This is a genomic window from uncultured Jannaschia sp., assembly GCF_947494055.1.
Classification (GTDB): Bacteria; Pseudomonadota; Alphaproteobacteria; order Rhodobacterales; family Rhodobacteraceae; genus Jannaschia.
This window is the reverse complement of the sequence record NZ_CANLTR010000021.1, coordinates 32,294-53,042: the sequence shown is the minus strand read 5'-3', so window position 1 is coordinate 53,042 and position 20,749 is coordinate 32,294. Positions and strand designations below refer to the sequence as shown.

Annotated in this window: 20 protein-coding genes and 1 pseudogene; 11 read left to right on the top strand and 10 right to left on the bottom strand. The window is 65.8% G+C overall.

Annotated features, from left to right (window positions below; all coding sequences use genetic code 11):
* Positions 1–250: 250 nt before the first annotated feature.
* On the bottom strand, positions 251–1,489 hold the full coding sequence (locus tag Q1A87_RS15345) for a hypothetical protein (RefSeq protein WP_299653021.1): 1,239 nt from the start codon (positions 1,487–1,489) through the stop codon (positions 251–253).
* 164 nt (positions 1,490–1,653) lie between these two features.
* A complete protein-coding gene (locus Q1A87_RS15340) occupies positions 1,654–2,043 on the bottom strand; it encodes a hypothetical protein (RefSeq protein ID WP_299653018.1) in 390 nt (129 codons plus the stop codon).
* An 803-nt stretch (positions 2,044–2,846) separates the two neighbouring features.
* Between Q1A87_RS15340 and Q1A87_RS15335 the strand changes: the two are divergent.
* Both Q1A87_RS15335 and Q1A87_RS15330 read left to right on the top strand, forming a co-directional pair.
* Positions 2,847–3,778 (top strand): annotated as a pseudogene (locus Q1A87_RS15335) (IS5 family transposase).
* Between the two features lie 38 nt (positions 3,779–3,816).
* Positions 3,817–3,951 (top strand): helix-turn-helix domain-containing protein, encoded by a 135-nt coding sequence (locus Q1A87_RS15330; RefSeq protein ID WP_299653015.1) that lies wholly within the window; start codon positions 3,817–3,819, stop codon positions 3,949–3,951.
* 637 nt (positions 3,952–4,588) lie between these two features.
* Here the strand turns inward: Q1A87_RS15330 and Q1A87_RS15325 are convergent.
* Entirely contained in the window at positions 4,589–4,909 is a 321-nt protein-coding gene (locus tag Q1A87_RS15325) for an HNH endonuclease (protein WP_299653012.1), read from the bottom strand.
* 10 nt (positions 4,910–4,919) lie between these two features.
* On the opposite strand from Q1A87_RS15325, the gene Q1A87_RS15320 reads away from it, so the two are divergent.
* Entirely contained in the window at positions 4,920–6,062 is a 1,143-nt protein-coding gene (locus Q1A87_RS15320; RefSeq protein WP_299653009.1) for a TIGR03862 family flavoprotein, read from the top strand.
* A gap of 3 nt (positions 6,063–6,065) precedes the next feature.
* On the opposite strand, the gene holA is transcribed toward Q1A87_RS15320, so the two are convergent.
* From holA to Q1A87_RS15300, 4 genes are read right to left on the bottom strand one after another with little or no spacing between them, the layout of a single operon-like run.
* Positions 6,066–7,064 (bottom strand): DNA polymerase III subunit delta, encoded by a 999-nt coding sequence (gene holA, locus Q1A87_RS15315; protein ID WP_299653006.1) that lies wholly within the window; start codon positions 7,062–7,064, stop codon positions 6,066–6,068.
* Positions 7,061–7,561, bottom strand: a complete 501-nt coding sequence (lptE, locus tag Q1A87_RS15310; RefSeq protein WP_299653003.1) for an LPS assembly lipoprotein LptE — start codon at positions 7,559–7,561, stop codon at positions 7,061–7,063. Before lptE ends, holA begins: the two co-directional genes overlap by 4 nt.
* Positions 7,548–10,097: a leucine--tRNA ligase gene (gene leuS / locus Q1A87_RS15305; RefSeq protein ID WP_299653000.1), complete on the bottom strand. Its 2,550-nt coding sequence runs from the start codon at positions 10,095–10,097 to the stop codon at positions 7,548–7,550. Before leuS ends, lptE begins: the two co-directional genes overlap by 14 nt.
* A gap of 50 nt (positions 10,098–10,147) precedes the next feature.
* The gene (locus tag Q1A87_RS15300; protein WP_299652997.1) at positions 10,148–10,657 is read right to left on the bottom strand and encodes a DUF3576 domain-containing protein; all 510 of its coding nucleotides are present in this window, start codon (positions 10,655–10,657) and stop codon (positions 10,148–10,150) included.
* On the opposite strand from Q1A87_RS15300, the gene Q1A87_RS15295 reads away from it, so the two are divergent.
* Both Q1A87_RS15295 and Q1A87_RS15290 read left to right on the top strand, forming a co-directional pair.
* On the top strand, positions 10,656–12,026 hold the full coding sequence (locus tag Q1A87_RS15295) for a porin (protein WP_299652994.1): 1,371 nt from the start codon (positions 10,656–10,658) through the stop codon (positions 12,024–12,026). The two genes, Q1A87_RS15300 and Q1A87_RS15295, sit on opposite strands and share 2 nt — an antisense overlap.
* A gap of 88 nt (positions 12,027–12,114) precedes the next feature.
* On the top strand, positions 12,115–12,768 hold the full coding sequence (locus Q1A87_RS15290) for a YggS family pyridoxal phosphate-dependent enzyme (RefSeq protein ID WP_299652991.1): 654 nt from the start codon (positions 12,115–12,117) through the stop codon (positions 12,766–12,768).
* 4 nt (positions 12,769–12,772) lie between these two features.
* Here Q1A87_RS15290 and Q1A87_RS15285 read toward each other — a convergent pair whose 3' ends face one another.
* Positions 12,773–13,273 carry a L,D-transpeptidase family protein gene (locus Q1A87_RS15285; protein WP_299652988.1) on the bottom strand — a complete coding sequence of 167 codons (501 nt, stop codon included), beginning with the start codon at positions 13,271–13,273 and terminating at the stop codon, positions 12,773–12,775.
* A complete protein-coding gene (gene ribA / locus Q1A87_RS15280; RefSeq protein WP_299652984.1) occupies positions 13,270–14,319 on the bottom strand; it encodes a GTP cyclohydrolase II in 1,050 nt (349 codons plus the stop codon). The genes Q1A87_RS15285 and ribA overlap by 4 nt, the downstream gene beginning before the upstream one ends.
* A gap of 164 nt (positions 14,320–14,483) precedes the next feature.
* On the opposite strand from ribA, the gene Q1A87_RS15275 reads away from it, so the two are divergent.
* The 5 genes from Q1A87_RS15275 to Q1A87_RS15255 all read left to right on the top strand — a co-directional run bounded on the left by Q1A87_RS15275 (position 14,484) and on the right by Q1A87_RS15255 (position 18,032).
* Positions 14,484–15,170 (top strand): response regulator transcription factor, encoded by a 687-nt coding sequence (locus tag Q1A87_RS15275; protein ID WP_299652981.1) that lies wholly within the window; start codon positions 14,484–14,486, stop codon positions 15,168–15,170.
* A gap of 240 nt (positions 15,171–15,410) precedes the next feature.
* Positions 15,411–16,199 carry an exodeoxyribonuclease III gene (locus tag Q1A87_RS15270; protein WP_299652978.1) on the top strand — a complete coding sequence of 263 codons (789 nt, stop codon included), beginning with the start codon at positions 15,411–15,413 and terminating at the stop codon, positions 16,197–16,199.
* A gap of 54 nt (positions 16,200–16,253) precedes the next feature.
* Positions 16,254–17,171, top strand: a complete 918-nt coding sequence (locus tag Q1A87_RS15265) for a tetratricopeptide repeat protein (RefSeq protein ID WP_299652975.1) — start codon at positions 16,254–16,256, stop codon at positions 17,169–17,171.
* Between the two features lie 37 nt (positions 17,172–17,208).
* Entirely contained in the window at positions 17,209–17,853 is a 645-nt protein-coding gene (locus tag Q1A87_RS15260; protein ID WP_299653027.1) for an LON peptidase substrate-binding domain-containing protein, read from the top strand.
* Positions 17,850–18,032 (top strand): Trm112 family protein, encoded by a 183-nt coding sequence (locus tag Q1A87_RS15255; protein ID WP_299652972.1) that lies wholly within the window; start codon positions 17,850–17,852, stop codon positions 18,030–18,032. The genes Q1A87_RS15260 and Q1A87_RS15255 overlap by 4 nt, the downstream gene beginning before the upstream one ends.
* Here the strand turns inward: Q1A87_RS15255 and Q1A87_RS15250 are convergent, their stop codons facing one another.
* The gene (locus Q1A87_RS15250) at positions 18,033–19,235 is read right to left on the bottom strand and encodes an FAD-dependent monooxygenase (protein ID WP_299652969.1); all 1,203 of its coding nucleotides are present in this window, start codon (positions 19,233–19,235) and stop codon (positions 18,033–18,035) included.
* Positions 19,236–19,319: 84 nt separating this feature from the next.
* On the opposite strand from Q1A87_RS15250, the gene Q1A87_RS15245 reads away from it, so the two are divergent.
* The gene (locus Q1A87_RS15245; protein WP_299652966.1) at positions 19,320–20,645 is read left to right on the top strand and encodes an amidase; all 1,326 of its coding nucleotides are present in this window, start codon (positions 19,320–19,322) and stop codon (positions 20,643–20,645) included.
* Positions 20,646–20,749: the final 104 nt, after the last annotated feature.

Here is a 20,749-nt window from a genome sequence, read left to right as displayed (position 1 = left end):
CATCCTCAATCCGATCCACCAAATGCCGGGACTGAACACCTAGGCCGTCATTCCCTTCGGCAGGTCGATCCGGAAGGCCTGCATCCTATGACTTTAAAAAGAACCATTATTTAACTTCTTTTAATGACAATGGTACCCCTGGGACTCGCTATAGTGGCATCCGTCGGAATCCCTTGGCCCATCATGGACGAGGGACATACTCGGCAGGAATAGCGCAATGACAGCTATAGCCCTAACATAGATGACAAGATTAGCCTCCAACATCTTCCGTTCCTTCTATAAGGGGCTTTAAAGCTTCAAGGTATGCCAGTGCATCGCATAAAAGATTGATTGGAACATCAGCTCTAGAGCTGAGTTCCTCTGGTACACAGCTGGGGATTAATTCGCCAGATAGACCAGTCTCTCGAAGCAATGCCCTTCTTTCGTTTCTAAGACTAACATCAAGAGAATTTCTCATCTCTCGCGCCGATAGTCCGCCAAACTTACCCTCGACAACCTGCGGTAAGGCGCCCACCAAACCGGACGAGTTCTTAGTAAGCAGCATCCGAAAGCATCGCGTCGTCTCTGCGAGAACATGAGACTTTGTTATTCTCGCCTGCTCCCGAACTTTGCGGTAATCATCCGGGCTCATGCCAGCCAGGTCATGGTAAAAAGGGAGGGCAATAGGGAATATCTCATTACACCCGAGATCATCATTGAGACTCTCGATAGCGCTGTAGACTCGACGATAGACTAGATACTCAGCAGACTCAGCGCGGCCCTTAGCGGCAACCAGCCTTCCGACATTTATACGGTCAGCGAAACGAGCATCGACTCTAGTTTTGTCGAGAGCTACTCGCATCATCTCTAGTATTATTTCCGAGTTTGACGGAATACCGAACCAGTCTGTTTCATCGACTAACCGACCGAGCGCTTCACCATAGACTACTAGGGTCCGAGTAAGAACCGGTGTAACCTCTTCGATGCTCGGAATCTCATCGTTCGTTAGCTGTGTCAGTTGCTTTGTTGCGAAAAGGAAGTCGCTTAATAGGTCGCCTGGGGTCTGCGACAGTGCTGCGTCACCGTACGCTCTGCTCACCCGTTCACTAACCGGCATATCTAAAAAGTGAATAATAAGTTCCAGTGGCTTTTGATCCCTATAAGGTAACGCTAGTGCGATAGGAGAGGGAGGGTATGCGTGGGGTCCAGCGCCTTCTATCCTTATGCTTAGCTCAGTCAGGTAGTGGTCAAGTGGTTGTATTGGGACGATCCACTTTCCATTGACCCTGTCGAAAAATCCTTCCGGGTCGAGGTCGCCTATAAGCCCCATCGGAACAAGTGCAGGTTTAAGAGATGATACGATTTCAGAATTAAGGTTGCTTAGAGGAGTTATTTCGAATGTCACCTCTGCTGCGTTTATGAAGCTCGGACCAACTATTGCTATGATAGTGTACCGCGCGCGCCTTTTTAGAAGACTGAGAGTGAACCATTCGGGGAAAACCTTGCTCATGACGGCTTCTTCCTTACTATATAACCGCTAACACTCGCAGCTAGAAACGGTATAGCGATGGTCCTAGTCCGGTCAATTTGTTCTGGAAGGGCTTCCAGTCTCGCTAGCTTATGGGCAAAGTCCCTTGCAGCTCGATTGCAACATCCTCAAAATTCCGCATCGACTCAAAAAATATGCAGTGACAGCGATCCACCGATGGCGATTATTACCATGACGATTGCCAAGACTACAAAGGTCAAACGCTTTGTACGGTGTTGGGCCGCAAAAATCCCAAGTATGAGGGCGGGCAAAGCTGTCCAAAACTCTCTTAAAAAGCTAAGCTGGTCGCTTCCGCTAAAACTATTAAGAGGAAAAAGGATACCGATGAGCCATACGATAGGCAGGCTCTCGTTGTATCCGACTATAGATAGTCCTAGTAGAGTTGGCAGAAGAAATGTAATTGCCGAAAGCCCAAGGATTAAGGTGGCAATAGCCTGATTTAGGCCGGGATAGAGCTTGTCCGCTTCGGAGGAGCTATCGTAACCGTGCCCAATTGCCATTTCGTCACTCGCCATTACAACTTACCCGCAGACTTTACACAAAACTATCCTAGGCGGCCAAAGTAGATCTTTACAGGCTGCCTACGCGAGATCAAACATATGCTATAGAATAGGATACCACCGCGTTAACCTTAAGTCAACGTAGCAGTCTGCCTTCTTCTCGATTAATTGGATGCCGGCGAAGCTTCTTTAATTATCTATCTCTCAAAATTTGCTGTTTGAAAGCCTACTATCGAAATGTTCATTCTCTTAATATGCCATTGAAGCATATCCCTCTACGTGCGTGAAGGCCGGGATTTCCTTGCTGCCTAGTTCGGCTGACGTCAGCGCGTGCAAACGGCTCGCAGGAATATCCCGCCCTACCGCCTATTGGGAAGATACATCGCCTACATGCCTATTGAATCATTGGTGCGAGACATGAAGTGCCAAAGGCGTTGTGGTAAAACGGAGATGCGTTTGCATCTCGTGCGAGGGGTCGGGCCGCAGTATCTAAGGTCTGCCTAAGTAGGCGTGATAGGTTATAATAGTGCCTGAGACACTCTAACAGAGCTTCCTGAGTGCTCATGACGAAAATAGGGGCAAACACCATAGATTTAAAGAAGACCACCTAAGGGGCCTTACAGCGACTCTCAGGGCCTACTCAGAGAATTGGCAGGCTCGACCAGTATATAAAGCGACCTAAGACTGTATCGTAGGAACAATAACAGTAATAAAGCCCTATCGCTTTTTAAGTCGGTTTCTCAGGCCCCCCACCCCGGCGTTGTTGCGCAAAGATGCGAGGGATTCACGTGATTAATCCTGACGGTTAGATCAGGCGCATGCCGAATTCTTCTCCGAGCCGCTACCGCGCGACGAATTGGTCAGCCTACGACGCCTCACTGCGGAAGCGGGGCTCGCTGTCGATCTGGTTCGATCCCGACATGGCCTGGCACGCGAAGAAGTCTGGCCAGCAGGGACGGCCGAAAACCTTCTCCGATGCCGCGATACAGACCTGCCTCACGTTGAAAGTGCTTTTCGGTCTCCCGCTGCGCCAGACAGTCGGGCTGGTCGAAAGCCTGATCCGGATGGCCGGGCTCGATTGGCCGCTGCCGGATTTCTCGACGCTGTGCCGACGCCGGGCGCGGGTCGCGGTGCAGATCCCGTATCGCGCCTCCGGGCAGCCGCTCAACCAACTGGTGGACAGCACAGGCATCAAGTTTCGCGGCGATGGCGAGTGGCTGGCTCGCAAGCATGGCGCATCACGCTGCAAGCAATGGCGAAAGGTCCATCTCGCCATGGATGCAGGCACGGGAGATGTCCGCGCGGTCGAGTTCACCTCGAGCAGGCAGGGTGACAGCCCTATGCTGCCGGAGTTGCTGGCTCAGATCCCGCAAGATGCGCAGATCGAGACCGTTCCCGCGGACGGTGCCTATGACACGCGGCGGTGCCATGGCGCGATCATCAAGCGTGGCGCGAACGCGATCATACCCATCCGCCGCAACGGCCGCGCCTGGAAAGAGGACTGTCCAGCTGCCAGCGCACGCAACGAGACCCTGCGCGCGACGCGACATCCGGGCAGGGCGCTCCGGAGGAAATGGGCGGAATACCACGTCCGAAGTCGGGTCGAGGCGCGGATGACCTGCCTGAAGCTCTTCGGCGAGAGGATCATGTCACGAGACCCCGACCGCCAGACCGCCGAAATCCAGACCGCATCGCCATCATGAACCGCTTCTCAGCCATTGGCAGGGCCGAGATTGAAGCCGTCGTCTGACCTCAACGGGGAAAGGGGACCGCACACCTCAAGCGCAATTGCGCAACAACGTCACGGCACGGGCGAAGCAAGGAGAACTGAGGGCACTTCGAGCGGAGGGGCTGCCGAACCGGGTGATTGCTGATCGTCTCGGTATCTCTGAGCGGTCCGTTTACCGTGTGCTGCAAGGATAGGTGGCGTTGCGAGAATGCTTTGTGTTATAATAAAACTCTGCAACTATCTTTTGAGAAAGATTGTAATGCACTTCGAAAGGCGTCGTCCTGGACGGCGTTCATCATGTCGAGTTCAGGACCGGCAGACCACCCTCTAGCGCCTCTGCCCGTCGCTGCTCGATAAGCTCTCGTTCGCGACGATTGCGGGAAGGCTTGTCGGGTACGTTCTCTATAAGCCTGAGGGTGATCTGACGGCCATCTTGAACGGCCCTGGCGAGTTCCCGGTGAATGGGCCGGTACTGGTCAGGCTTGCCCTTCCTGTAGGGAAGACCACCCAGAAGGTTTGCTACGTTCCTCCAGTAAGCTCGGCGGGGACGTTTCGCACGGGTGTACTGACTAATGTAGAGGCCTACGCCTTCGATCTGCCATTCGTAGATGCTGGGGACGTTCGGATTAACGCCCTCCACGGCAATCTCTTCGTGCCAGCCCTTAGGCAGCGTCAGCCTCTTTACGCCATCAATTCGAGTGTTCCCCTACCTTCTTGCCAAGAAGACGTAGGAAGATGAGGTGACACAAGGGGTAACACGCGCCTTCAAACACCTCTTTATTTCTCAGCAGAAGCAGTGTAGTAAAAATGCTTCTGAAACACAAAGTCGCCTCAGCGCCGCTTCCAGCCGCGCCGCGCTCCCGGCGTCTTGGAATGGAAGTCGGGCGGCCGCTTGCGGATCCAGGCGACGAACTTCTCGAGCCGCGGATGCGCGCGCAGCTTCTCAGGCGTGTTCCAAAGCCGCGCCAGCTCCGCCTCGGACGCGCTCGCATGTATCTCGTTGTGACAGATCTGGTGAACGAGCACGGTCGGCCCGCCCTTGCCTCCGCGCAGCTTCGGGACGAGGTGGTGCAGGCTCTGCGGCGTGCCCGGCAGGATCGGCCGCTCGCAAAGCGCGCAGATGGGCTGGTCCGGTCCGCTCTCCTCTGACATGCCCCGCTAGATGGATCGCGAGCGCGACATAGCAATCGTCGGCGCCGGCCCCGCCGGGCTGATGGCCGCGGAGGTGGCCGCGTCGCGCGGCTGTGCGGTCGACGTCTACGATCACATGCCCTCCCCGGCGCGAAAGCTGCTTATGGCGGGGAAGTCCGGGCTGAACATCACCAACGCCGCACCGGATTTCGCGTCGAAGCTGCCGGACACGCTCGCCCCCATGGTCGCGGCCTTCGGTCCGGCCGAGGTAACCGCCTGGATGGAAGGGCTCGGGCAGCCGGGCTTCACCGGCTCGACGGGGCGGGTCTTTCCCGAGGCGATGAAAGCGTCGCCGCTGCTCCGCGCCTGGCTCGTGCGGCTCGACGGGCTGGGCGTGCGACTGCACCGGCGGTCCCGATGGACCGGCTGGTCGGACGATGCGCTGACCTTCGCGGACGGAACCGCGATCCGGCCCGCTGCCACGATCCTCGCGACGGGGGGCGCATCCTGGCGGCGGCTCGGCTCGGACGGGGCCTGGGCGTCGCTCCTCCCCGGGGCGACGGCGCCTTTCGCGCCGGCGAATGTCGGGTTCCGCGTCGACTGGTCGCGGCACATGGAACGGCATCTCGGCGCGGCGGTGAAAAATACAGGCCTCATCGTCGGCGGCACCACGCATCGCGGAGAGATCACGATCTCGCGTCATGGGCTGGAGGGCGGCGGGCTCTATCCGCTGAGCCCGGCCCTGCGCGACGGCGCGCCGCTCGCGCTCGACCTGAAACCCGACATGACGCTGGATCAGGTCCGCGAACGGCTGGCCCGCGGCCGCCGCGACAGCCTGCCGAACCGGCTGCGCAAGGCGCTCCGGCTCGCACCGGTGCAGGTCGCGCTGCTGCAGGAGTTCGGCCGACCGCTTCCGGACGACCTCGCGCCGCGCATCAAGCACCTGCCCGTCCCGCTCACCGGGCCGCGGCCGCTGGACGAGGCGATCTCGACCGCGGGCGGCCTACGCTTCGACGCGCTCGACGAGAGGTTCATGCTTCGCGATCGTCCCGGCACTTTCGCGGCCGGGGAGATGCTGGACTGGGAGGCGCCGACCGGCGGATGGCTCCTGACCGCCTGCCTTGCCACCGGGGCTTGGGCGGGTCGGGCCGCGGCGGACTGGACCGGGCGGTAGCCGTCAGCGCTTCGCCATCATCGCGAGCCGGATGAAGGCGCGTTCCATCACCGCCATCTGTGGCGCGCGGGACGCGGAGCGCAGCGTCAGGTCCGTCTCCATCAACAGGTCGAGCGCGCGTTCGAGCCGGTCCACCCCCCATCCGCGGACCTGCCGCTCCATCGCGTCGCGGCGCGGGCCGTAGATCGGCGGCCGCAGGTTGCCGACCCCGCCCCCGGTCGCCGCGGCGTGGAGTTGCTGGAAATGCCGGGTCGCGAAGATGACGAGCGCGACGGGCGCGACGCCCTGCCCCGCGAGCCTCTGCATCAGCGGACCGATCGCCTGGGGATGGCCCTCTGCGGCGGCGACGATGATCTCGTCGCTTCCGGCCTCGTGGGTGGCGGGCGCCATGAGCGCAACGTCCCCGAAACTCGCGGTCTGACCGTCCGAATAGAGCGCCAGCTTCGTCAGTGTCTGGCGAAAGTCGCCGGGGTCGAGCTCGGTCGCGAGGATGTCCACCGCGCGCCGCGCCTCGGCATCGAGCCGGAGCCCCTCGGCGGCGATGGCGGCGTCGACCTCCTCCCGCCCCGGCGGATCGTCGTAGAGACCGATGGCGGCGGCGCGGCCATGGGCCTCGAACGCCGCGCGCAGCTTCGAGGTCTTGCGCAGCGACCCCGCCGTCACCACCAGCGCGGCGTCGCCCGGCGACCAGTCCGACAGCGCGGCGATAACGGGCACGGCCTGAACCTCGGTCACACCCTCCACGAAGACGACGCGCGGGCCGGGGAAGAAGCCCGTCGCCTTCATCGCGTCGATCACGGCGGCGGGGTCGGACCGGGCCTCTGCCCCGTTCATGCGGGTGATCCGCATCTCTGCCTCCGCCTCGGGACCGGCGAGGTTGGCGATCAGCTCCTGCCGCTTCAGTGCCACGCGCATCGCGTCGGCGCCGTAGATGAGTGCCCCCGCCGTGCCGGCGTCGGGCTCGGCGAAGAACTTTGCCGCCGCAGCGCCGCGCAGGTTCATCGCGCGAGCGTCGCGGCGTCCGCCAGAAGCCGCGTGATCACCCGATCCGCGAAGATCGTCGCCAGCCGCCGCTGCGCGTCGCGCTCGGATTCGAGAGTCGAAATGGTGGAGCCGGTGGCGGAATAGGACACGAACGTCGTCTCCTGCCCACGGAGCAGAACGGTCTCGCCGTCGGACGGGGTCAGGGTCCAGTCGATCGTGCCGGAGACGGAGAACCGGGTAATGTTGTTCGACCCGTCGATCGCCAGCCCTTCCTCGGAGGTGGCGATCACGTAGTCGAGATCGTAGCGCGTCTCCGAGGGGCGCCCCAACCGCTCCTCGAGCTCGCGAACGAAGGCGAATGTGAGGTCGGTGTCGGGCTCGGTCGCGCGCACGGCGTTGCGCAGAACGCTCGCCTCGCCGCCCGGCCCGTAGACCGGCGTGAAGCCGCAGGCGGCGACGAGGGCGAGGAGCCCGGCGAGCGTCAGACGCCGGATGTGGCGTTCAGACGACCACATTCACGATCCGCCCCGGCACCACGATCAGCTTCTTAGGCGCCGCCCCGTCGAGCGCGCGCTGCACCGCCTCGTTCTCGAGGACCAGACGCTCGATCGCGGCCCTGTCCATGTCCTTCGCCACGGCGATCTCCGACCGGCGCTTGCCGTTGATCTGGATCGGCAGCGTCACCGTGTCGTCCTGCAACAGCGCGGGGTCGGCCACGGGCCAGGGCGCTTGCAGCACAAAGCCCTGCCCGCCCATCATCGACCAGATCTCCTCGGCCAGATGCGGGGTCATCGGCGCCATGAGCTGCGCCAGCGTCCGCATTGCGTCACGGCGGGCGCTGGCCCCGGCATCGGAACGATTGATGGCGTTCGTGAACTCGTAGAGCTTCGCGACCGCCTTGTTGAAGCCGAACCCCTCGACCCCCTCCGTCACCGCCTGGATCGCCCCGGCGGTGGCGCGGGCCAGGGTCGCGTCGTGCTCGTTCGGCGCACGGTCGGCGCGGGCGATGTCCTCCGCGATCCGGTGGACGCGGGCGAGGTGCTTGTGCGCAGCTTCGGCCCCGGCGGCGGTCCATTCGACGTCGCGCTCCGGTGGGCTGTCCGACAGGACGAACCAGCGCGCGGTGTCTGCTCCGTACTGCGCGATGATCGCCTGCGGATCGACGACGTTGTTCTTGGACTTCGACATCTTGGCCGAGGGGATCACCTCGACCGCGTGGCCACCCTCCTTCAGGAACGCCCCGCCGTCACGCAACTCGACCTCCTCGGGGTAGTGAAACCGGTCGCGCCCGTCCGTGCCCTTCGTGCGGTAGATCGCGTGGGTGACCATCCCTTGCGTGAAAAGTGCGTCGAACGGCTCCCGCGCGGATTCCGGAAGGTGCCCGGTGCGGTTCATCGCGCGGGCGAAGAAGCGCGAGTAGAGCAGGTGCAGGATCGCGTGCTCCACCCCGCCGATATACTGGTCCACGTTCATCCAGTAATCCGCGTCCCCGGCCACGGTCGGCGTCTCCGCACGGGGCGCGGTGAAGCGGGCGTAGTACCAGGACGAGTCGACGAAGGTGTCCATCGTGTCCGTCTCCCGCCGGGCGGGCTGGCCGCAGGTGGGGCACGGCACGTCGGCCCATGTGGGATGGCGGTCGAGCGGGTTTCCCGGCACGTCGAAGGTCACGTCGTCGGGCAGGCGGACGGGCAGGTTCTCCTTCCGCTCGGGCACCACGCCGCAGGCCTCGCAATGCACGACCGGGATCGGGCAACCCCAGTAGCGCTGCCGGCTGAGACCCCAGTCGCGCAGGCGGTACTGCACGCGGCCGGTGCCGAACCCTTCGCGCTCGGCCCAGTCGATCGTGGCCTCGATCCCTTCGGCCCCGGTCGCGCGGGTCACGCCGGCGGGGTTGTCGACATAGTCCACGATCTCGGTCTTCGGCGGCACGTAGGCCTCGGCGCCGATCTCGAACTCCGCCGCGTCGACCGGACGGAACGTCGCGGTCACCGGCAAGTCGTACTTGCGCGCGAAGTCGAGGTCGCGCTGGTCGTGCGCGGGGCAGCCGAAGATCGCGCCGGTGCCGTAATCCATCAGCACGAAGTTCGCGACCCAGACCGGAAGCGTCCCACCGAGCGGGTTGTCGACCTCCAGGCCGGTGTCGTAGCCGCGCTTCGGCGCCGTCTCCAGCGCCTCCTCGGTGGTGCCGCCGCGCCGAACATCTGTGACGAATTCGGCCAACTCGGGATCGTCCGCGGCGAGCGCCTTCGCCAGCGGATGCTCCGGCGCGATCGCCACGAAGGAGGCGCCTCGCAGCGTGTCGGGCCGGGTCGTGTAGACCTCGATCTCGTCGAAGCCCCAGACCGGCGGGTCGAGCGGGAATTCCATCGACAGGCCCCGCGACCGACCGATCCAGTTCTCCTGCATCAGGCGCACCTTGTCGGGCCACTTCTCGAGACCGCCCAGGCTCTCGAGCAGGTCCTCGGCCATGTCCGAGATGGCGAAGAACCACTGCACGAGCTCGCGCCGCTCGACCTCCGCGCCCGAGCGCCAGCCGCGTCCGTCAATCACCTGCTCGTTGGCGAGCACGGTCATGTCGACCGGGTCCCAGTTCACCGTGGCGGACTTGCGGTAGACGAGCCCCGCCTCCAGCATGTCGAGGAACAGCGCCTGCTGCTGGCCGTAATATTCCGGATCGCAGGTGGCGAATTCGCGGCTCCAGTCGATCGACAGGCCGAGCGGCTTCATCTGGCCGCGCATCGTGTCGATGTTGGCGTAGGTCCAGTCCTTCGGATGCCCCCCGGACGCCATCGCCGCGTTCTCGGCCGGCATGCCGAACGCGTCCCATCCCATCGGGTGCAGCACGTTGAAGCCACGCGCCATGCGGTAGCGCGCGACGACGTCGCCCATCGTGTAGTTCCGGACATGCCCAATATGGATGCGTCCAGACGGATAGGGGAACATCTCGAGGACGTAGTATTTCGGGCGGTCGTCGCGCGTGGCCTCGAAGACGCGGGCCTCCGCCCAGGCGTCCTGCCATTTCGCCTCGATCGACGCGGTGTCGTAGCTCATGTCGGAATGCCCCGTCGGGCCGCGCGCCCCGAGGCACGCGGACTGTGATGTCAGAGATTGCTGTCGCGGATGCGGAGCTGACGGGCGCGGGTCAGGATCGCATCCTCGATCGCGCGCTGCGTCTCGCGGTCGACCGTGCCGTTCCGGGTGCGGAGCGCGACGGTCAGGCTGCGCGCGTCGAGGGCCGGGTCCTGCACGAGCACGGTCGCCTGATAGGCGCGCGCCCCGCCCGGCGGCGTGCCGTAGCCGAACTGGATGACGCCGGAGAAGGGATCGGCGCTTTCGACCGGCAGGAACGACAGCACGTCAAGCGACGCCGCCCAGAGATAGCGGTTCACCTCCAGCGTCACGTTCGGATCGTCGGTGGTGAACAGGTCGAGGACCGATGATTGCCGTGAATTGGCCCGTGCAGCGCGGCGGATCGTGGCCGGGTTCTCCTGCGCGGCGATCCGGTCGGCGCGGGTCTGGCCGAAGACCGTCCGGTCGCCGCATCCCGAGAGCGCCACCAGGAGCGCGAGCCCTGCGGCAAGTCCGCTGCCGCGCATGGTCGATCCCAGCATGTCCATATCCGTTCCGGCCTTCGTTCCCGTCGCCGCCTGCCTAGCCCATCGGACGGGCCTCGAACAAGCCGTCGCGAGGTCCGGCTCGACCGGCGGCGAACGGGCGGCTCCGGCCACTGTGGCACGAAAGCACCAAGAGTTCGGCGTTTCCCCGGGGCGCAACGCGGTTTTGTTGCGAGGTGGGGGCCGATGGGGGAAACGACAACCACGCCCAACGCGATTCCCGTGGTGGGGACGACTGAAACACGAGGGACACATGAAAAAGATTCTCTTCGCCTCGACCGCGCTGGTCGCCTTCGCCGGCACCGCCTCGGCCGAAATCCTGTTTTCCGGTAACGCCGAACTGGGCCTCCGCTCCAGCGAGCGCCTGCAGTTCAGCCGGCCGGACAACGACTACAAGGGCGACGACAAGGTCGGCTTCTTCACCGATCTCGACATCACCTTCACGATGACCGGTGAGACCGATGGCGGCCTGCTCTTCGGTGCCGATATCGACCTCGACGAGAGCGGCAACGGCGAGCCCTTCGAGTCGCCGAACACGCAAGGTGGCGAGAGCATCTTCATCTCCGGCGCCTTCGGTACCCTGACCGGTGGTGACACCGACGGCGCGCTCGACTTCGCCCTGACGGAAGTCGCGTTCAACTCCGGCTCGCTCAACGACGACGAGACGATCCATGCCGGCTACAATGACAACGATGGCCTCGACGGCCTCTACGACGGTCAGGTCATCCGTTACGACTACTCCTTCGGCGATTTCGCCGTCGCGCTCTCGGCCGAGCTCGACGACAACGATGTGGAAGGCAATGATGAGGTCTACGGCCTCGGCGTGACCTACCAGCTCGACCTGGGCGGCACCAACATCGGCATGGGCCTCGGCTACCAGACCGCGGAAGTCGCTGATACCGACGTGGATACCTGGGGTGCGTCGCTCAACGGCGAATTGTTCGGCTTTGCCGTCGGCGTCTCGTACATGAACTACAACAACCATGTGCCTGGGCATGCCATCGCCGACAGCGACTTCGGTAGCTTCGCAAGCGAGGCCCTTGGTACGGACGGCACTCTGGACGAGGACAACGAGGTCGAGCAAAGCAACCGCTTCTTCCTCGGTGACGGGGATACTGAGCACTTCGGCATCGGCGTCGGCTACACCGGGGGCGCCTATTCCGTGAGCCTGAACTACGGTCAGTACGACACCCCGATCGGCGACATCGACGGTATTGGCCTGACGGCTGGTTACGATCTGGGCGGCGGCGCGTCGGTGCAGTTCGGCTACGGTCACTCGGACTACAGCGACGTCGAAATCGCCGGGCTCGACGATGGTCCGGACGAGCTCGACACCGTCTCCTTCGGTATCCGCCTCGACTTCTGATCCGACCCGGATCGAGCCTATCGGACGGGCGGGCCTTGTGCCCGCCCGTTTCGTTTTGCATGGACAGGCCGATACGAGAGGTCCGCCCATGCCCCTGTCCGACATAAACGACCGGATCGCCGCCGCCTGCGAACGGGCAGGACGGAACCGGTCCGACATCACCCTGATCGCCGTGTCCAAGGTGCAGCCGCCCGAGCGGGTCGAGGCCGTGCTCGCCGCCGGTCACCGCATCTTCGGTGAGAACCGGGTGCAGGAAGCGCAGGGCAAGTGGCCGGCCTGGCAGGAGGCCCATCCGGACGTCGCGCTCCACCTCCTCGGCCCGCTCCAGAGCAACAAGGTCCGCCCGGCGATGGAGCTTTTCGACGCGATCCATTCCCTCGACCGCGCGAAGCTCGCCCGTCGCATCGCCGACATGGCGCAGGAACTCGGCCGCTGCCCGGACCTCTTCGCGCAGGTCAATACCGGCGAGGAGGATCAGAAGGCCGGCCTGCCCCCCGCCGAGGTCGACGGCTTCGTCGCCGAGGTGCGCGGGATGGACCTGCCGCTGGCCGGCCTGATGTGCATTCCGCCGGTGGACGAGACGCCGTCGCTGCATTTCGCGCTGCTCCGCAAACTCGCAGAGCGCAACGGGCTGCCGGGCCTCAGCATGGGCATGTCCGCCGATTTCGAGGAGGCGGTCGCTTTCGGCGCCACGCATGTCCGCGTCGGCTCGGCGATCTTCGGCGAGCGCGTCCCGACCTGAGCCGTCAGCGCACGACGAGCCGCGTGCCCACCTGGACGCGGGCCGCCAACCATCGCAGGTCCACGGGCGCCATCGCCACGCAGCCTTCGGTCGGGCGGACCGGCCCCCGCCAGCGATGCAAGAAGATCGCGCTGCCGCGATGGGGTTCGGCCTCCGGCCAGTTCCAGTCCGTCGTCAGGACGAGATCGTAGAGCCGGTCCGCCCGACGCATCCGTTCCGCCGAGGCGTCGAACGGGGCGCGCACCTGGCTGTTGTAGCACGGATGCGCCGGCGCGTCGCACCAGAGGTCGCGGGGCCCGATCGGACGGGCCCAAGGCGCCGGCGGCGGCATCCGGTCGGGGCGGTAGAGCATCCCGGTGATCCGATGCACGCCCCGCGGCGTCGCCCTGTCCCCTTCCCGCTTGTCGGAGCGGAGGCCGCCCGATCCGATGGTGCAGGGGAGGGTCCGGCCCCGGAACCGCAGCCCGGTCGGCGTCAGGACCATGTCGTTGGACGACGGGCTCATTCCAGATGCCCGGACTTCACCCGCTTCACGTCGAGATAGGCCGCGTTCTCCGGCGTCAGGCCGACATGTAGCGGCACCCGCTCGGCCACCTCGATCCCTTGCGCGATCATCATCGCCATCTTGCGGGGGTTGTTCGTCATCAGCCGCACAACCCCGATCCCCAGCCGGTCGAGGATCGCCGCGCCCAGCCGAAAGTCACGCTCGTCGTCCTCGAAGCCCAGCCGGTGGTTCGCCTCGACCGTGTCGAAGCCCTGATCCTGCAGGTCGTAGGCCCGCATCTTGTTGGCGAGCCCGATCCCCCGCCCTTCCTGGTTGAGATAGAGTAGAACGCCGCCCCCGGCCGCCCCCATCGCGTCCATCGCGGCATGAAGCTGCGGCCCGCAATCGCATTTGAGCGAGCCCAGCACGTCCCCGGTGAAGCAGGCCGAATGCAGCCGCACGAGGACGGGCGCGGCGCGGTCGACGCGGCCGATCTCCACGGCGTAATGCTCCTCGCCGGTGCCGGGCTCGCGGTAGACATGCACGCGCCCCTTGGCATGGGCCGCCATCGGTAGCCGGGCGGACGCCACGGGCGCGACGGGCAGGACCGGATCGTCGGGCACGGTGGCCGGCGACAGGCGGGTGACGCCCTCGGGCGCCTCTGCCTCCACCCCGATCACGGCGGGCAGGAGCCAGGCGGCCTTGGCCAGCGCCACGCCCGCGCGCCACGGCACGGCGTCGCCCCCGCGGAGCGTGCGCAACGGCCCCTTCATCGGTGCGCGCAGATCGTCCGCCGGATCGGCCACCGCGCGGATCCACGCGGCGTCGACGTCGTCCGGGACGGCGATGCGCGCGACGTCGCCGTCATAGGCCCGCGCTTTCAGCGTCTCCGCCCGACGCCCCGACACGGTAAGTACGAGCGGTCCCGCCGCCCGCATCGCCGCCAGCCGCTCGGGCGGCACCGTCTCGACCGCCGCCATTACCGCGCCGCCCATCGCCACGGGCAGGCCGAGACGGAACTCCGCGCGCGCGCGGGCGAGCAGTTCGGCGGGCGTGGCGGGCAGCATCGGGGGCGTGATCCTGTAACAAACCGCGCCTGAAGGGGACGCGCCGGCCCCACATATGAAACAAATCCCCCCTTGGCGACACGTCGCCGTGACCAAGGCGCCACCGACTTCAAATGCGGATCACGCATGCACACGTTTCTCTCACGGAAAGAGGAGGCGCAGGGATGGCCAATCCGAAGAAGATCCTTTTGGTGGACGACGACGACGACCTACGGGACGCGCTGGCCGAGCAGCTCATGCTGACCGAGGACTTCGACGTCTTCGAGGCGGAATCCGGCGCGGCCGGCATGAGCCGCATCAAGGAACAGCATTACGATCTGATCGTGCTCGACGTGGGACTGCCCGACACCGACGGGCGCGAGCTCTGCCGCCTGATGCGCAAGCAGGGGGTGAAATGCCCCATCGTCATGCTCACCGGCCACGACACCGATTCCGACACGATCCTCGGTCTCGACGCGGGCGCGAACGACTACATTTCCAAGCCGTTCAAGTTCCCCGTCCTGCTCGCCCGCATCCGCAGCCAGCTCCGCACGCACGAGCAGTCCGAGGACGCGGTGTTCCAGCTCGGGCCGTACACGTTCAAGCCGGCGATGAAGATGCTGGTGACGGAGGACGACCGGAAGGTGCGCCTGACCGAGAAGGAGACGAACATCCTGAAGTTCCTCTACCGCTCGAACGACGGGACCGTGCCGCGCGACGTCCTGCTGCACGAGGTCTGGGGCTACAATGCGGGCGTCACGACGCACACGCTGGAGACGCATATCTATCGCCTGCGCCAGAAGATCGAGCCGGACCCGTCGAACGCCCGACTGCTCGTGACCGAGAGCGGGGGCTATCGCCTCATGGCGTGATTGAAGAGGCACAGGAATTTTGAAAACGCGGGCTTACGGAAATTTTTGTTACCCTACGTCGCCGTTCGGCCTAACATCAGGAATACCGCCGCATCGACGGCACTTTCGATGCACCTCCCTGTTGGACTGGCCCGGGCTTCGGCTCGGGCCTTCTTTAGTCTGCGCGGGCCTCTCCGGGGTTCCGGCCGGGGCCGGACCCGTGCAAAAGGCGCCCGTCCGAGACAGCCCGACGGAGGCGCCATGCCCTTCACCCTCGCCACCTGGAACATCAACTCCGTCCGCCTGCGGGCCGAGCTCGTGGCGGCGTTCCTGCGCGAGGAAGGGCCCGATGTCCTCTGCCTGCAGGAATGCAAGTCGCCGGTGGAGAAGATCCCGCGCGAGACGTTCGAAGCGATGGGCTACACCCACATGGTCGCGCGCGGGCAGAAGGGCTATAACGGCGTGGCGATCCTGTCGAAGCTGCCCATCGCGGAGGTTTCGGCGCTCGATCACGCCGGGCTCGGCCATGCCCGCCACATCGCGGGACAGCTCGACAACGGCGTCGTCATCCACAACTTCTACGTGCCCGCCGGCGGCGACACGCCGGACCGGGAGGCCAACGTCAAGTTCGGACAGAAGCTCGATTACCTCACCGACATGCGCGACGCCTTCCACGCGGAACGGCCCCTGAAGTCGATCCTCGTCGGCGATCTCAACATTGCCCCGCGCGAGGACGACGTGTGGTCACACAAGCAGCTTCTGCGGGTCGTAAGCCACACCCCGATCGAGATCGAGCACCTGGCCCAGGCGCAGGACGCCGGCGGCTGGGTGGACGTGACGCGGCAGGACATCCCCGAGGGCAACCTCTATTCGTGGTGGTCCTACCGCTCGCCCGACTGGGACGCGGCCGACAAGGGCCGGCGCCTCGACCATGTCTGGGCCACGTCCGACATCGCGGGCGCCGCGCATACGAGCCGCATCCTGCGCCACGTCCGCGGCTGGGAGAAGCCGTCGGACCACGCACCGGTGCTCGCGACCTTCGACCTCTGACCTTGGAAAACCCGCACGACACGCGCATATGAGCGCCAAGCAAAGGAGTTTATCATGCTCGAACTCGGCCAGCCCCAGTCCCAGCCCGACGCCGACGGCGACCTGATCCGCGACGTGACCGAAGCCACCTTCATGGCCGAGGTCGTCGAGGCCTCGATGAAGACGCCCGTGATCGTGGATTTCTGGGCGCCTTGGTGCGGCCCGTGCAAGACGCTCGGACCGCAGCTGGAGGCCGCCGTGAAGGCCGCAAAGGGCAAGGTCCGGATGGCCAAGGTCGACATCGACCGTGCCCAGCAGATCGCCGCGCAACTGCGCATCCAGTCGATCCCGACGGTCTACGCCTTCTGGCAGGGGCAGCCCATCGACGGCTTCCAGGGTGCGGTGAGCCAAGGCGAGGTCCAGGAATTCGTCAAGCGCGTCGCCGCCCACAATGCCGACGAGGCCGACGGTCTGGCCGAGGCTCTGATCGCCGCCGAGGAGATGCTGGGCGAGGGGGCCGCCGTCGACGCGGCACAGACCTTCGCCGCGATCCTGGGCGAGGAGCCGGAGAATGCCGCCGCCTATGGCGGCCTCCTGCGCGCCCATGTCGCGATGGACGAGATCGACCAGGCCGAGGCGCTGCTCGCCAGCGCGCCCGCCGCCATCGCCGGTGCGCCCGAGCTGGAGGCGGCCCGCGCGCAGATCGCGCTCGCCCGGCAATCGGCGAATGCCGGGCCGGTCGGGGAACTGCGCGCCGCGGTGGAGGCCAGCCCGGACGACCACCAAGCGCGTTTCGACCTCGCCGCGGCGCTGCAGGCGTCGGGCGACACGGAGGGCGCGGTGGAGGAATTGCTGGAGCTGTTCCGGCGCGACCGGGATTGGAACGACGGCGCGGCGCGCACGCAGCTCTTCACGATCTTCGACGCGGCCGGACCGAAGGATCCGGTGGCGATGAAGGGCCGGCGGCGGCTGTCGTCGATGATCTTCGCTTGAAGGCTTGTCGCCACGGTTCGAGACCTACATTCCCTTGATGTATCGCCACGCCGACCTCCCGACGACCATCCCGGTCTTCCCCCTGCCCGGCGCGCTTCTGCTGCCCCGGGCCCGGTTGCCGCTGCACATCTTCGAGCCGCGCTACCTGCAGATGATCGACGACACGCTCAAGACAGGGCACCGTCTGATCGGCATGATCCAGCCGCGCGCGCAGAAATCCGGCGACGGGCGGCAATTGCAGACCATCGGTTGCGCCGGGCGCCTGACGCAGTTGAGTGAGACCGAGGACCGGCGCTACATGATCACGCTCTCGGGCGTGTCGCGCTTCCGGGTGACGCGGGAGATCATGGGGTTTCAACCCTATCTCCAGGCCGACGTGAGCTGGGACGGGTTCGGGCGCGATCTCGGCAAGGCGGAGATCGACACCGACTTCAACCGCGCCGCCTTCCTCGCGCTCCTGCATCGCTACTTCGAGAGCCAGGACCTTTCGACGGACTGGGAGAACCTCAAGGACGCCGACGAGGAATTGCTGATCGACAGCCTCTCGATGCTCTGCCCGTTCGAGCCGGAAGAGAAGCAGGCACTGCTCGAGGCCCCCTCGCTCGCCACCCGTCGGGAGACGGTGGTGACGCTGATGGAGTTCGCCCTGCGCGGCGGGTCCAGCGAGGACGCGCTGCAATGACCGACACGCCTGCTCACGACCGCCGGATGCTGGAGGCTCTAGTCTGCCCGCAGACGCACGGTCCGCTGACCTACGACGCGGAGCGGCAGGAGCTTGTGTCGAAATCCGCCGGACTGGCCTACCCGATCCGGGGCGGCATCCCGATCATGCTCGTCGACGAGGCGCGGCAGCTCGACTGATCAGCGTCGCATCAGGCGCGGCAGGTCGCCGGTCAGGCCCGCCGCTTCGCGGATGAAGCGTCGCCGCAGGCCCGGCATTGCCGAGACCGCGCCCATCCCCAGGTCGCGTCCGAGCCGTAGCAGCGGGTTGTCGTTGGAGAAGAGCCGGTTCACCGCGTCCGTGGCGACGCCCATGACCGTCGTGTCGAACCGCCGCCAGCGCGTGTAGCGCGCGAGCACGTCCGGCGCGCCGATATCCTCGCCCCGCATCCGCGCATCGGCGAGCACGTCGGCCAGCGCGGCCACGTCCTTGACCCCGAGGTTGAGCCCCTGCCCCGCGATCGGGTGAATGCCATGCGCCGCGTCGCCGACAAGGGCCACGCGGGGTGCGACGAAGTCCTGCGCGAGGCTCAGGGACAGCGGGTAGGTGTGCCGCGCGCCCAGAAGCTCGATCTCCCCCAGAAAGCTGCCGAAGCGCGGACGCAGGATGTCGAGGTAGTCGGCATCGGAAAGCGCGTTCAGATCGGCGGCAACGTCGTCCGCCTCGGTCCAGACGATGCTGGCACGCTCGCCCCGCAACGGCAGGATGGCGAGCGGGCCCGCGGGCATGAAGAACTGGTGCGCGATGCCGTGATGCGGCCGCTCGAAGCCGACGGCGCAGACCAGCGCCGTCTGTCCGTATTCGCGCCCCGTCCGGCCGATCCCGGCCCGCCGCGCCACGCCGCTGGCCCGCCCGTCGCATCCGAGGAGGAGACGCGCGGCGAGCGTCCCGTCGGCCTCGACCCGGACGGCAGCGTCCTCGACGGAATGGCCGACGACCTCGACCCCGAAGCGCATCTCGATCCGGTCGCTCGCGTCGCAAGCGGCGAGGAGCGCGGGGCGCAGATGCCGGTCCTCGACCATCTGGCCCATGAAGGACTCGCCGATCTCGGAGGCCTCGAAGGCGAGGTGCAGCGGCGACGCCCCCTCCCCCGCGCGCCCGTCGCTGGCGCGGATGCCGGTGATCGGCTGCGCCACCTCTGCCAGATCGTCCCAGAGCCCGAGCGCGCGCAGAACCCTGACCGAGCCCAGCGCCAGCGCATAGGCCCGCCCGTCGAAGGCGTCGTCGAACACCGCCCGGGGGCGCGCGTCGAGAAGGATGGAGGCGATCCCCGCATCGGCGAGCGCGAGGGCGGTCAGCGGTCCGGTCAGCCCGCCGCCGACGATGATGACGTCCGTATCCATGTGGTCCCATATGCGTGCCGTGGCGCCATTGTCCAACCGCGTCCGGCCGCCTAGCGTGGCGCGCGACACCAAACGGAGACGGACATGCGCGACTGGCTGTGGATGGGCGCGGGCGACCTCGGGCGCGGGATCGGCGCGGGCGAGATCGACCCGGAGGCGCTATGCGAGACCTTCCTCGACGCGATCGACGGCCACGCGCATCGCGACACGATCTTCACCCACGTCACCGCCGACCGCGCACGAGCCGAGGCCGCGGCCGCGGCGGGGCGCGCGCGGACCGGCACGCGCCGAGGGCCGCTCGACGGCGTGCCGGTCTCCTGGAAGGATCTGTTCGACACCGCGGGCCTGCCGACGGAGTCCGGATCGGCGCTCCTGAAGGACCGTGTTCCCGAGGAGGATGCCGAGGTGCTCGCGAACGCGACGGCGGGCGGCAGCGTCTGCATCGGCAAGACGCATATGAGCGAGCTGGCCTTTTCAGGACTTGGCCTGAACCCGAAGACGGCCACGCCGCCGAACCGGCACGACCCCGACCGCGTGCCCGGCGGATCGACCTCCGGCGGGGCAGCCTCCGTGGCGTTCGGGTTGGCGCCGGTGGCGATCGGATCCGATACCGGCGGCTCGGTTCGCAACCCAGCCGCGTGGAACGACCTCGTGGGTCTGAAGACCTCGCATGGCCGCGTCTCGGACCGGGGCACGGTCCCGCTCGTGGAGTCGATGGACACGATCGGCCCCCTTGCTCGTAATGTAGAGGATTGCGCGCTGGCGCTGGCGCTGCTGGAGGGCACGGTCCCGCCCGACCTCGCGGGCGCGAGCCTGCACCGTCGGCGCTTCCTCGTGCTCGCCGATTACCTCGAGACCAGCCGCGACGAACCGCGCGCGGCCTGCCAGCAGGCGATCGAGCGCTTCGAGGCGGCCGGCGCGACGATCGAGCGGGCGGAGCTTCCCTCGGTCGCCGCGGCGATGGCGCAGACGCCGCACCTGTTCTCGCCGGAGGCCTACGCGATCTGGCACGAGGCGATCGAGGCCGCGCCGCACCTGATGTTCGACCGCATCCTGGAACGGTTCCGGACAGGCCGTGACGCGACCGCGAAGGACGTGCTCGTCGCAGTTCGGAGGCGGCGTGCAGCGGTGGCGGAGTACCTGACCGCGACGGCGGGCTACGACGCCGTGCTCCTGCCGACCGCCGCGATCCTGCCGCCGAAGCGCGAACGGCTGCTCTCAGACGAGTCCTATTACGTGGAGGAGAATCTCCTCGCCCTGCGCAACACGCGGGTCGGAAACCTGCTTGGCCTTTGCGGGCTGACCCTGCCGACGGGCGTGCCGATGTGCGGCGTGATGGCGCTCGCCCCGCCGCGGCAGGAGCACCGCTTGCTGCGCCTCGGCGCGGCGATGGAGGCGGCGCTGGCCTGACCGGCCGATCGACGCGAATGTCACACCGTCCGGCCGGTCCCGCTTTTCGTTGGACCCCGGGCGCGCGGCTTTGCTATCGTGAACGAAACGGGGCCGGCAGAGCA